Origin of the sequence: Verrucosispora sp. WMMC514, assembly GCF_027497295.1 — a bacterium.
Lineage (GTDB): Bacteria > Actinomycetota > Actinomycetes > Mycobacteriales > Micromonosporaceae > Micromonospora > Micromonospora palythoicola.
Genome location: NZ_CP114906.1, coordinates 5,049,538 through 5,061,514, shown reverse-complemented (window position 1 = coordinate 5,061,514; position 11,977 = coordinate 5,049,538). Strand labels below are relative to the sequence as shown.

The 11,977-nt window shown below is 66.6% G+C and carries 10 protein-coding genes; 3 read left to right on the top strand and 7 right to left on the bottom strand.

The window, feature by feature from the left end:
- Nucleotides 1-55: 55 nt before the first annotated feature.
- The 5 genes from O7597_RS23490 to O7597_RS23470 all read right to left on the bottom strand — a co-directional run bounded on the left by O7597_RS23490 (nucleotide 56) and on the right by O7597_RS23470 (nucleotide 6,619).
- Nucleotides 56-1,597: a family 43 glycosylhydrolase gene (locus O7597_RS23490; protein ID WP_281580730.1), complete on the bottom strand. Its 1,542-nt coding sequence runs from the start codon at nucleotides 1,595-1,597 to the stop codon at nucleotides 56-58.
- Between the two features lie 342 nt (nucleotides 1,598-1,939).
- Nucleotides 1,940-3,466 carry an alpha-N-arabinofuranosidase gene (locus O7597_RS23485; RefSeq protein ID WP_281580729.1) on the bottom strand — a complete coding sequence of 509 codons (1,527 nt, stop codon included), beginning with the start codon at nucleotides 3,464-3,466 and terminating at the stop codon, nucleotides 1,940-1,942.
- A 53-nt stretch (nucleotides 3,467-3,519) separates the two neighbouring features.
- Complete coding sequence (locus O7597_RS23480) at nucleotides 3,520-4,398, bottom strand: carbohydrate ABC transporter permease (RefSeq protein ID WP_281580728.1); 879 nt, start codon at nucleotides 4,396-4,398, stop codon at nucleotides 3,520-3,522.
- The gene (locus O7597_RS23475) at nucleotides 4,395-5,345 is read right to left on the bottom strand and encodes a sugar ABC transporter permease (RefSeq protein WP_269740913.1); all 951 of its coding nucleotides are present in this window, start codon (nucleotides 5,343-5,345) and stop codon (nucleotides 4,395-4,397) included. The genes O7597_RS23480 and O7597_RS23475 overlap by 4 nt, the downstream gene beginning before the upstream one ends.
- Complete coding sequence (locus tag O7597_RS23470) at nucleotides 5,342-6,619, bottom strand: extracellular solute-binding protein (RefSeq protein ID WP_269740912.1); 1,278 nt, start codon at nucleotides 6,617-6,619, stop codon at nucleotides 5,342-5,344. Before O7597_RS23470 ends, O7597_RS23475 begins: the two co-directional genes overlap by 4 nt.
- Before the next feature lie 186 nt (nucleotides 6,620-6,805).
- Between O7597_RS23470 and O7597_RS23465 the strand changes: the two genes are divergently transcribed.
- On the top strand, nucleotides 6,806-7,978 hold the full coding sequence (locus O7597_RS23465; protein ID WP_332317143.1) for a LacI family DNA-binding transcriptional regulator: 1,173 nt from the start codon (nucleotides 6,806-6,808) through the stop codon (nucleotides 7,976-7,978).
- 88 nt (nucleotides 7,979-8,066) lie between these two features.
- Here the strand turns inward: O7597_RS23465 and O7597_RS23460 are convergent, their stop codons facing one another.
- Both O7597_RS23460 and O7597_RS23455 read right to left on the bottom strand, forming a co-directional pair.
- A complete protein-coding gene (locus tag O7597_RS23460) occupies nucleotides 8,067-8,528 on the bottom strand; it encodes a GNAT family N-acetyltransferase (RefSeq protein ID WP_269740911.1) in 462 nt (153 codons plus the stop codon).
- Between the two features lie 277 nt (nucleotides 8,529-8,805).
- Nucleotides 8,806-9,888, bottom strand: coding sequence for a LacI family DNA-binding transcriptional regulator (locus O7597_RS23455; protein ID WP_281580727.1), 1,083 nt, complete (start codon nucleotides 9,886-9,888; stop codon nucleotides 8,806-8,808).
- Between the two features lie 205 nt (nucleotides 9,889-10,093).
- Here O7597_RS23455 and O7597_RS23450 point away from each other — a divergent pair, with 205 nt between their 5' ends.
- Together O7597_RS23450 and O7597_RS23445 are read left to right on the top strand one after the other, a co-directional pair.
- Nucleotides 10,094-11,011, top strand: coding sequence for a sugar ABC transporter permease (locus tag O7597_RS23450; protein WP_281580726.1), 918 nt, complete (start codon nucleotides 10,094-10,096; stop codon nucleotides 11,009-11,011).
- A gap of 2 nt (nucleotides 11,012-11,013) precedes the next feature.
- Complete coding sequence (locus O7597_RS23445) at nucleotides 11,014-11,937, top strand: carbohydrate ABC transporter permease (protein ID WP_281580725.1); 924 nt, start codon at nucleotides 11,014-11,016, stop codon at nucleotides 11,935-11,937.
- The last annotated feature ends 40 nt before the right edge of the window (nucleotides 11,938-11,977 follow it).

The window sequence follows — 11,977 nt, the reverse complement described above, 5'->3', positions numbered from 1 at the left end:
CCGGCCCGGCGTGCGGGCCTGGTTGCAGATTGGGAACGGGACGGTTGGGCAGGCTTCATTCGCCGGAGGGAGCGGTGAGGGTCACCCCGAGCCGGGCGGGCGTGCCGAAGTTCGGGGTGCCGTCGGCGTTCCAGGTGAACTTCTGAGCCCGGGTGGATCGGTTCATGTCACATCCGCCGCCGGCGGAATCATTGGCGTGGTAGACGATCCAGACCTCGGTGCCGTCGGGCGACTTGAAGAACCCGTTGTGCCCGGGGGCGAAGACGCCGTTGGCGTCGTTGCGCTGGAAGACGGGACTGGCTGCCTTGGTCCAGTGCGCCGGGTTGAGCGGATCGCTGCCGGTGAAGGTAAGCAGGCCGAGCTTGTAGTCGGGTCCCCAGCAGGCGCTCGCCGAGTAGACGATCATCGTGCGGCCGTTGCGGTAGAGCGGCTCCGGGCCTTCGTTGACCGGGTGGGTCTGCCGCTCCCAGGACAGGGTCGGGGAACTCAGCCGGACCCGGCTGCCGCTGAGCGTCCACGGATTGCTCATCGGCGTGATGAACAGGCTCTGCCCGTAGTTGCCACCGGCGTTGTACGTACCCATCAGGTAGAGCCGGTTGTTCACCGTCAGAATGCTCGCGTCGAGCTGCCAGTCGGTGCCGAGATCGGCCTTGAACGTGTACGGACCCATCGGGTCGGTGCCGGCACTCTCCAGCACGTGCAGCCGCTGGGTGGGGTTGAAGTCGGGCACGTTCTGCCCGGCGGTGTAGTAGAAGTACCAGCGTGGCCCGTTCGGCCCGTTGATCAGGTGGAATTCCGGGGCCCACATGTTGCAGCAGCCGTTCGGTCGGCCGGCCAGATTGAAGATCACTTGATCCTGGGCGGTGGCCAGCCCGGCGAGGGTGGTGGAGCGACGCATGGTGATCGTCGAGTTCCACGTCGTCGTGGCGAGGTAGTAGACGCCGTTGTGCACCTGGAGCCAGGGGTCGGGGCCGTTCCGCTTGATCGGGTTGGTGAACGTCCGACTGCCGCCGGGTGGGGTGGTGGGTGTCGCGCCGCCCAGCCGGATCAACTGCCACTGCTGGTTGGCACCGTCGAGGTCGGAGTAACCCGCCAACCGACCCCCATCCGCCGTCGACCACTCCCACACATCAATGACCTTGCTCCACTGCCGGTTCACGAACCGCACGAACCCACCCGCGGAATCCTGCAACCGGAACTGCTGCGTCGCCGACGACCGATCCGTCGACTGCACCAACTGCGTACCGTCGCTACCGTTCGGCAACTCCAGCACCTTCCCACTGTGCCGCGACCGCACCTTGTAGAAACCGCCACCGGCATCCACAAACTGCCACTGCTGCACCGCGAGATCATTGCGCGCCCACTGATTCACCGGCGCGTTCTCCGCCGTCGACCAGTCATACAGATCCATCGCCTTACCACTGTGCCGATTCACGAACACATACGACGCCGACGTGTCCACCGTCGCCGCCGACGCCGACGGCAACCCGAACACCCCCGAACCGGCCAGCAGCACCGCCGCGACAGCCACCACGAAGCCAGACCACCAACCACGCCACCGTGCACCCACCGGCGACAACTCATCACGTTTCGTCATCACAACCTCCTTTGACTGCCGGGTCGTGTCGCCCGTTGACCCGACGGAACAATCGACCGCTTGTCGCGCCCGGACAGAATCGATGTTTACGTATGAGCACATACGTATGACGAATGTGTTGCTACGATGTCACAAATAGATGTTCGCGTTAACATCGACGTTCGTCAAGCGTTGCGCCATCGAATCAATCGAATTTTTGAGGAGTATGCAATTTCACCGAGAAGCACGGTCCGGCACCGCGAGGGCACTCCGGCCAGGGCGCACAGCCGGCGGAAGTCTCACCCGCGTCCTCGGTCTCGCTGGAGCCGGACGTCGGGCACTGTGCAGGCGAGCTGCTAAGTTTCAGCCCACGGGGCGCGGCTGCGTGGACAGGCGCACGGCCGTCCACGACACCGGCGGCAGGACAATCTGTGCCCCACTGGTGTTCGGGGTGAGTTGCCGGTTCGGTCGCAGGATGATCCGGTCCTGCTGATCGGCGGTGTTGGTGGCGCGGATGTCGTCGTCCGAGAGTGTCGAGGCCTCTGCGCTTCGCACCGTGAGGCCGAAGCGAGTCAGGTCGATGGTGAGCTGCACCGGTCGGGTGTCGTCGCGATTGACGACGAAGATCGCGACGTCGCCCGTAGCCGGGTCGTGGGTGGCGACCGCGTCGAGCACCGCCGCTTCGCCGTAGCGCGCCGTCTGGTAGGACGGGCTGTCGACCACCGTGCGCAGGACATCGCCGCGGGCAAGTGCCGCCGTGCGGGCGAACGGGTGGAAGGTGGTCTGTCGCCAGGCGGGCCCGCGCGGTTCGGTGCGGATCGGGGCGATCACGTTGACCAACTGGGCCTGGCAGGCCGCGGTGACCCGGTCGCTGTGGCGTAGCAGGGAGATGAGCAGGTTGCCGACGACGACCGCGTCGGCGACGTTGTACTCGTCCTCGATGACCCGGGGAGCGACCTGCCAACCGTCGGTGGGTGGCTGGTTCTGGAAGCGGGAGAGGTACCAGACGTTCCACTCGTCGAAGGACAGTTGGATCTTCTTCTTACTGCGCAGTCGGGCACCGATGCTGTCGGCGGTGGCTACGACGCTGTCGATGAAGTGGTCCATGTCGGCCGCGCAGGCGAGGAAGGAGCCGAGGTCGCCGTCGTGTTCCTCGTAGTAGGCGTGGCAGGAGACGTAGTCCACCAGGTCGTAGGTGTGTTCGAGAACTGTGGCTTCCCATGCGCCGAACGTCGGCATGGCGGAGCTGGAACTGCCACAGACGATCAGCTCCAGACCCGGCTCGGCCGCACGCAGCGCCCGGGCGGTGGCCGCGGCGAGTTGCCCGTACGCGTCGGCGCTCGTGTATCCGAGCTGCCACGGGCCGTCGAGTTCATTGCCCAGACACCACATCCGCACTCCGTACGGCTTTTCGGCGCCGTTGGTCCGACGCAGGTCCGCCAGGTGGGTGCCGGCAGGTTGGTTGAGGTACTCGTGGACGTCAAGGGCCTCCTGCACGCCCCGGGTACCCAGGTTCAGCGCGTACATGATCTCGATGTCGGCCTTGGCGGCCCACCGCGCGAACTCGTCGATGCCGACCTCGTTGGTCTCGATGCCGCGCCAGGCGAGGTCACGCCGGCGCGGGCGCTGCTCCCTCGGGCCGATGCCGTCCTCCCACCGGTACCCGGAGACGAAGTTGCCGCCCGGGTAACGGACCACCGTCACACCGAGCTCGCGGGTCAGGGCCAGGACGTCGGAGCGGAACCCGTCCTCGTCGGCGGACGGATGGCCGGGTTCGTACAAGCCGGTATAGACGCAGCGCCCCATGTGTTCGACGAACGTGCCGAAGGTACGGCGGCTGACCGGAGCCACCACGGCGGCGGGATCAAGCGTGACGTGAGCGAGGTGCACGTCCTTCTCCTGAGGGTTGAAAGTATGTCGGCGCCCGCAGTCGGACGGATCAGTCACTTGAGGGCGCCGATGGTCAGGCCACCGCGCCAGTACCGTTGCAGCAGCAGGAAGGCAGCGATCAGTGGGATGATCGCCGCCAGCGAGCCGACGACGATGACGTTGAACAACGCGGGGCCACCGTTGCCGATGGTCGCCGAGAGGTACCAGGACCGCAGGCCAACGGTGAGCGGGTAGAGATTCTGGTCGCTGAGCATCACCAGCGGCAGGAAGAAGTTGTTCCAACTGGCCACCATGGTGAACAGCAGGACGGTGACCAGAGCCGGTCGCATGGCGGGCAGCGCGACGCTGCGGAAGACCCGGAACTCCCCCGCGCCGTCGATGCGCGCGGCCTCGAGCATCTCGTCGGGCACCGAGTCATGGACGTAGACCCGCAACAGGTACACCCCGAACGGGTTGAGCAACGAGGGCAGGATCACCGCCCATACCGAGTCGATGAGCCCGGCCTCGGCCATCAGCAGGTACGTCGGCAGGACCAGGGCCGTCGCCGGCACCATGATGAGGCCGAGCAGCAGCGCGAACAACGCATTACGGCCGGGAAAGCGCAGTTTGGCGAAGGCGTAACCGGCCAGGGCGGCGATCACTGTGGCCCCGATGCCGCTGGTGACGGCGTACAGGGCCGAGTTGCCCAGCCAGCGCAGGTAGAGGCCGTCGTCCTGGGTGAACAGCAGCCGAAGGTTGTCGAGCAGGTGCAGGTCGGCGAACCAGAGGGGCTCCGAGCCGAACAGCCCGTCGTTGTCCTTGGTTGCCGCGACGAGCAGCCACCAGAACGGCAGCAGGAAGTAGATGACGAACAGCGCCATCACCGCGTGGGCGGCGATGCTGCCGCCGCTGCGCCGCGCTGGCTGGCTGGTCGTGGCGGCCGGGGTGCTCATCGCAGCGAACTCCTCTTCCGCGTGGCGAACAGGAAGATGTACGAACCAACGAAGACCACCGCGCCGAGCAGGAAAGATATCGCCGCCGAGTAGTTGTACTGCTGGTACGAGAACGCCTGGTTGTAGGCGTAGACGTTGGGTGTGTAGCTGTTGGTGATCGCCCCCGGGTTGAGCGGTTGCAGGATGAGCGGCTCGGTGAAGAACTGGAGCGTGCCGATGATCGTGAAGACGGTGCACAGCACCAGGGCTGCGGAGATCATCGGAGTCTTGATCCGCAGCGCGATCTGGACCGCCCCCGCACCATCGATCCTGGCGGACTCGTACACCTCTCGCGGGATGCCCTGAAGGGCGGCGTACAGCACGATCATGTTGTAGCCGGCCCACTGCCAGATGACGAGGTTGCCCAGTGACGCCAGGACGGTGTCACCGGCCAGGAAGTCGATCCCGGTGAACCGGAACGGGCCGGTGTTCTGGCTGTAGAGAAAACCCCACATCAGGGTGCCGACGACCACCGGCACGGCGTACGGGACGAACGCCGCCAGCCGCAGCGTACGCGCGAAGCGCGAACTGGCGCCGTCGACCAACAGGGCGAGCACGAGGGCGATACCGATCATCACCGGCGTCTGCACGAGCCCGAAGACGAACACCCGCACCACACCCGACCGGAACTCGGGGTCACCGAAGGCCTGCCGGTAGTTGTCGAACGCCGCGAACACCTCACCCTCCACCAGGGTGGAGCGGTACAGGCTGAGTTTGAACGCGTATCCCATCGGCAGCAGCAGGAAGACGACAAGCAGCACCGCGAACGGCGCGACGAACAACCATCCGACGACCGCCTGCCGATCGAAGCGACGCTTCCCGGCTGCGAGCCGCCCGTCACCGCCGGGCACAGCAGGCCCCGCGGCCACCGTGGTGGCAGCCGCGGGAACAGGTCGGGTCCGGGTCATTGTGAAACCTTGAAGCCCTGGTTCGAGGCGTACGCCGTGATGTTCTGCTGGACGGTGTCCAGCGCCGCGGGCCACGATGTCTTCTTCTCCACCGCCTGTCCCACAGCGGTGGTCAGCTGGTTGAAGCTGTAGCTGTTGAACGGGCTCCACTCGAACTCTTCGATGCCGTTGTACGCCGGCACGAACACCTCGTTGACCTTTTGTCCGCCGAAGAAGTCGTACTCCTTCGTGCGGAAGTAGTCCCAGTTGAGGATCGACGTCGCGGTTGGAAAGAGGAATGCCTCGTCAATGCCGATTCTCCAGGCGTCCTTGTCGGCTCCGAAGATCTCCATGGCGACCGTGGTGGCCTGCTCGGGGTGCTTCGTCTGGTCGGTCACCGCGAACGAGGAGCCGCCCCAGTCGCCCTGCGCGTTCTCGCCCGCGTTCCACTGGGGCAGCGGCGCCGCGCGCCACTTGCCGGCGGTCGTCTTCGCCACACTCGCCAGGTAACCGGGACCCCACCCCGCTGCCAGGTAGGTCGCGTACTTCCCACTGCCGAGCCCGTTGTAGAAATCCGTCGTCCCGTACGCTGTGGTATCGACCAAGCCGGTGTCGACCATGTCCTGCCAGTAGGCGAACACATTCTTTGCAGGCTCGCTGTTAACGTTAACACCGATGGTGTGCGGATCTGCCACGTTGTAGCTGAACGGCCGGGCGCCGGCCTGCCACATCAACCCCGTCATGAAACCGCCGTCGTTCGCCCCGAAGTCGGTCATGAACTTGTCGGGCGCCGCGGTCTTCAGTTTCTGCGCCTGCTCCTTGAATTCCGCCCAGGTCTTCGGAACAGTCAGCTCGTACTGCTCGAAAATGTCCTGCCGATACAGCATCGCCATCGGCCCGGCATCGACCGGGATCGCATAGACGGCATCACCGTTGCTGACCTGCTTCCACGCCCAGTCGACGTAGTTGCCCTTGAGATCGTTGGCCCCGTACTTGCCCATGTCGACAAGGTGGTTGGTGAGCTGGAAGGTCGGCAGTTCCTGGAACTCGAGCATCACCACGTCGGGGGCGCCCTTGCCGGCTTTCAGCGCAGTCTGCAATTTCGTGTACTGATCCTGGCCAGTTCCCGCGTTGGTCCACTCGATCTTGATATCGGTGTGCGTGCGGTTGAAATGGTCAACCACGCCCTGGAAGGCCGGATACCAGGCCCACACCTTGATCGTGACCGGTCCGTCCTGCTTGTCACCGCTACCCGAACTACAGGCCACCAGCAGCAGGGCGGTGACGACCGCCACCGCTGCGGCCAGCGGCCTACGTCCTAGACTGGAACTCCTGGCACTCACTGAACTCCTCCACCGGAGATCGTTACCTACGTAGCCGATGTGTATGTGCCACAAAGGCCGGTCGCGGTGCTGGCACACCGCGACCGGCCGCTCGGAGACACGGCGGTCCTCCCTGGCACACGCCGCACCCCTACGCCCGTGGCACGTCCTGGTATCTTCCTTTGCAGCGCTGCAAAGACAGCATGCCTGGAGCATCGATGGACGGCAAGAGGTAACCTGCCGGAAACTCGCGGCTGCCCTCGGCATCGGAAAAGGGGGGCCGGAATGCGGCGAGATGTCACGTTACGCGAAGTCGCCGAGCTGGCAGGTGTCTCCAGCCGGACGGTGTCCAACGTCGTGAACGGTTACGCCAACGTCACCGAGCGCACTCGCGCCCGCGTCATGCATGCTGTCGAGCAGCTCGGCTACCGGCCCAATGTGCTGGCCCGCAACCTCGCCCAGGGCCGCTCGGGGCAGCTCGCCGTCGTCGTGCCGTACCTCGACACGCCATACTTCGCCGAGCTGTTGCAGGGCATCATCCGCGCCGCCCGGGTCCAGGGGTACAACGTGCTCATCGACCAGACTGACGGCGATCCCGATCACGAGCGGATGTTCATCCGCCACGGCCGCAGCCGGTTGTTGTTCGACGGCGTCATCTTCAGTCCCCTCGGGCTCGACCAGCAGGCCCTGGCCGACCACGATCCCAGCCTCCCACTGGTGATCCTCGGCGAGCGGGTCAGTCAGGGGACATTCGACCACGTCGGCATCGACGATGTCGCGGCGTCCCGCCTGGCCACCGAACACCTGCTCGATCTCGGCCGTCAGCGGGTCGCCGCCATCGGCGACCAGCCCTACCCCACCGGTGAGGCGGCGCAGCTGCGGACACGCGGATTCCGCGAGGCACACGATCACCGCAGCGCGGCCGTGCATGAGGAGCTCATCATCGCGACTCCACGGTTCAACCGGGCCGATGGTGCGGGCGCCATGCGACACCTGCTCGACCTGCCGGAACCGCCGGACGCCGTGTTCTGCTACAGCGATCTCGTGGCGCTGGGCGCGATGCACGTGCTGGCCTCACGCGGGATACGGGTGCCCGAGGACGTCGCCGTGATCGGCTACGACGACATTGAGGACGGCGCCTATGCGAACCCGCCGGTGAGCACGATCTCCCCCGACAAGGAGGGAATCGCGACGGTCGCCGTGGAGCGTGTCCTGCTGCGCATCGCCAGCCCCACGCCGGTGCCCGGCGTGGAACTGCGCGCACCACACCGGCTCGTCGTACGCGAGAGCACGGTTGGTCGAGCCGCAGCGAGCCGGCCTGGTGCCGGTTAGCAGTTCGTCGGAGTGACGATCCCGACCTGGCGGAGCGGCACCGCCACCTCGTGTCGCAGGGCCGCGTGCCGGCGGAGACTCACGAAGTCTACGAGGAGATGCGGAAACGCAGCCGGGGTAGTAGGCGGCCAGCGACAGCGGTTGACGGGACGGTGCCGATGCGCTCCGCGCCCATCGCCGCGTAGAAGCCCTCGGCGTGCGGCTCGGCGTCGATCAGCACCGCCGTGAACCCGACGGCGCGCGCGGCGGCCATGGCGTGTTCCCAGAGGCGGCGGCCGATCCCACGACGCATCTGCGTCGGATCGATCCAAAGATTGCCCAGTTCACCCTCGGGTGGCACGCCGTCCAACGTGTAGAAGCCGACGATGCGTCCGGACGTCTCCGCCACCACCGCACGTCGAGCGCTGATCTCGTGCGATCGGAGCGTCAGACCCGGCCGACATGCCTCAAGGAACTGCGCGGCGTAGCCCCATTGCGCCTTGGACCTGAGCGCCAGGCGGCTCAGCACATCGGCCTCTTCAGCGCGCGCCGGCCTCATGCTGATCTGCATCGCCGCGACCCTCCGCTTTGCTCGCAGCCTGGCGACGACTTGCCGGCCGTTCCCAGGCCTCGCAACGTCAGGATAGCCCGGCTGCGTGCCGAGCCATTCTCCCGGATGAACGGTGTCGACGGGTGGATGGCCGCCCCCGCGACGCTACCAATGAACGCCGCACACCACCGTACGCCGGATCGTCGACACCTCTCAGCTGCGTGGAGTTGATGATCCGGGACTCCAGCGACCACCACCGCCGCCAGGCCGGTGTCCGGCCCGCACGCCCAAGGAGGTGTCACGGCGGTGGTGCGGTGCTGGCGCGGACGACGAGTCGGGTGGGCACCAGGTCCGTGCCTGGGTCGGTCGATCCGTTGCGGATCTGCCCCAGGAGTGCCCGCACGCAGCGGCGACCCACCTCGGCGAAGTCCTGGTGCACCGTGGTCAACGGCGGGAGGTAGGACGACGCGTCCGCGACGTCGTCGAAGCCGACCACGCTTACCTGCGCCGGCACCTGCCGGCCCCGCTCGTGCAGGGCTCGCAACACCCCGAGGGCCATCTGGTCGTTCGCGGTGAAGACCGCGGTGCAGTCAGGCTGCTCGGCCAGCCGCAGGCCAGCCCGGTAGCCGGACTCTGCGGACCAGTCACCGCGCTCGACCGGCGGCGTCGGGCGGCCGTACGCCTCGAGCGCGGCGCGCCATGCCCTGGCACGCCTTTCGCTGGCGAACGACTCGACTGGACCGGCGACGTGCCACACGGTGCGATGACCGAGGTCGAGTAGATGGAACACCGCCTTCCGGGCACCGTCGGCCTGATCGGTGTCGACGACCGGGTAGCGGTCACCGGCGTCGGAGTCCACCACCACTGCGTGTACCCCGGGTGGCAGGACCACGGTGTTGGTGTCGAGCAGGTGGACCTCGATGATGACGATGACTCCGTCGACCGCCAGCTCGCCCATCCGGGTGAACGCACCGAGCACATTGTCCTGAGTGGGAGCATCGAGCGGAATCAGGGTGATCGCGTAGCCCTCCATCGCGGCGTGCGTCGCGATCGCCTCGACCGTACGACTGTTGCCCGTCGAGGACAGGTTGAACAGGATCACGCCTATCGTGTTGAACTGCCCGTAGCGCAAGGCTCGGGCGGCGCTGTTGGGGCGGTAGCCCAGCTGCCGCATCGCCGCCAGCACCTGCTGGCGGGTCGCCTCGACGACAGCGGGATGGCCGTTGGAGACCCGGGACACGGTCTGGGACGACACGCCCGCGAGCTGGGCCACGTCCGCCATGGAGACCCGCTGCTTACGGCGTCCTCCGGGGATGCCCGCAGTGGCGCGCTGCGCGACAGGTGCGGCCTGGGGCCGGCGACCTGGGGCATCCGTATCCATCGTTGCTCCTGACTGTCGCGCACCATCGGTCGCGCCGACCGGCGGTCCCTTGACGGTCATGGTGAGCGGTGCCACCATGACCGCCACGCGAGTTTACGTAAACATCGCTCACGTCCCTTTCGCTCCCCCGCCCGTGGGCCGGACTTCGACACCGATGTTTACGTAACCATGACCGTCCGGCGATCTGGCGGGAAGGAGGGCGTCGATGGCTTCGGCCCGGCCCACCCGCCGCCCACCCCGCCGGCCGGCAACGGCCGCCGCCCGGAGATCGCGGGCCGGCTGGCAGTTCACCGGCCCGTTCCTGGCCGTCTTCGCGCTGGTCTTCCTCGCGCCGATCGCATACTCGCTGTACCTGAGCGTGTTCCGAACGCGGTTGGTCGGCGGTACCGCGTTCGTCGGCCTGGACAACTACTCCAAGGCGCTGACCGACCCGCAGTTCTGGTCGGCGTTGGGCAGGGTCACGCTGTTCCTGGCCGTGCAGGTCCCGATCATGTTGTTCCTGGCCCTGCTGATCGCCCTGGCCCTCGACAGTGGACGGCTGTACGGGGCGTCGTTCTTCCGGATCGCGGTGTTCCTGCCGTACGCGGTGCCTGCGGTTGTCGCCACGGTCATGTGGGGCTTCATGTACGGCACCCAGTTCGGCCTGGTCGCGAACGTCAACGAGGCGCTCGGGATGTCGCTGCCGGATCCGCTCTCGCCGGACCTGATCCTCGCGTCGATAGGCAACATCGTCACGTGGGAGTTCGTCGGCTACAACATGCTGATCCTCTATTCCGCCCTCCGGGTGGTGAACCCCGCGCTGTATGAGGCTGCGGCGATCGACGGGGCCGGACAGCTGAGGATCATCAGCGCGATCAAGTTGCCGGCACTACGCGGCCCCCTGCTGATCGCCACAATCTTCTCGATCATCGGTAGCTTCCACCTGTTCAACGAACCGAGCATCCTCCAGACCCTGGCACCGAACTCGATCACCACATACTTCACGCCGAACCTCTACGCGTACTCGTTGTCCTTCGCCGGCCAGCAGGTCAACTACGCCGCCACGGTCGCCATCGTGATGGGCGTGATCACGATGGTCGTCGCCTACCTGGTCCAGCTCCAGGGCATCCGGAAGGCGGCCTGAGCATGGCCCTGACCTCAGCCGCCACCCGGACCGCAGCCCGGGCGGCCGGTCGCCGTCCGCCCCGGGTGCGGCGACGCGCCACCCGCCGCCGCGGCAGCGTCACGCTGACCGTGCTGACCGGCCTGGTGCTGATCTACGCGTTGCTGCCGCTGGCCTGGCTGTTGATCAACGCGACCAAGACGCAGCAGGGGCTTTTCGACTCCTTCGGGCTGGCCCTCGCCGAGGACTTCGCGTTGTTCGACAACATCGCCGACACCCTCGCCTACGACGACGGCATCTTCCTCCGCTGGCTGCTCAACACCCTGCTCTACGTGTGCGTCGGGGCCGGTGGCGCCACCCTGCTGGCCGCGTTGGCCGGTTACGGACTGGCGAAGTACGACTTCCGCGGCCGGAAGGCCATCTTCGCGGTGGTCATCGGCGCGGTGGCGATTCCGGGCACCGCGCTGGCGGTGCCGACCTTCCTGATGTTTTCCAGACTGGGTCTGACCAACACCCCGTGGGCGGTCGTCATCCCGTCGCTGGTCTCACCATTCGGCCTCTACCTGATGTGGATTTTCGCCGCCGACGCGGTGCCGGACGAGCTGATCGAGGCGGCGCGGGTCGACGGCGCCGGCGAGTTCCGGACCTTCTTCTCTGTCAGCGCGCCGCTGCTGGCCCCCGGGATGGTCACCGTCCTGCTGTTCAACGTGGTCGCGACCTGGAACAACTACTTCCTGCCGTTGATCATGTTGAAGAACCCGGACTGGTACCCGCTCACCATCGGGCTCAAGACCTGGAGCCAGCAGGCCGGCACCGCGGGCGGTGAAGCGGTCTTCCACCTCGTGATCACCGGTTCGTTGCTGACCATCGTGCCCCTGATCGCGGCGTTCCTGCTGCTCCAGCGGTACTGGCAGTCCGGCCTGGCCACCGGAAGCGTCAAGGAGTAGCACACGTCCAACGCCCGACCATCCCACACACCGACAGCCC

Bases quoted from the DNA above. Each gene is read 5' to 3' on its own strand.
- O7597_RS23490 (WP_281580730.1), bottom strand. From the start codon at position 1,597: ATGACGAAACGTGATGAGTTGTCGCCGGTGGGTGCACGGTGGCGTGGT.
- O7597_RS23480 (WP_281580728.1), bottom strand. From the start codon at position 4,398: ATGAGCACCCCGGCCGCCACGACCAGCCAGCCAGCGCGGCGCAGCGGC.
- O7597_RS23475 (WP_269740913.1), bottom strand. From the start codon at position 5,345: ATGACCCGGACCCGACCTGTTCCCGCGGCTGCCACCACGGTGGCCGCG.
- O7597_RS23460 (WP_269740911.1), bottom strand. From the start codon at position 8,528: ATGCAGATCAGCATGAGGCCGGCGCGCGCTGAAGAGGCCGATGTGCTG.
- O7597_RS23455 (WP_281580727.1), bottom strand. From the start codon at position 9,888: ATGGATACGGATGCCCCAGGTCGCCGGCCCCAGGCCGCACCTGTCGCG.
- O7597_RS23450 (WP_281580726.1), top strand. From the start codon at position 10,094: ATGGCTTCGGCCCGGCCCACCCGCCGCCCACCCCGCCGGCCGGCAACG.
- O7597_RS23445 (WP_281580725.1), top strand. From the start codon at position 11,014: ATGGCCCTGACCTCAGCCGCCACCCGGACCGCAGCCCGGGCGGCCGGT.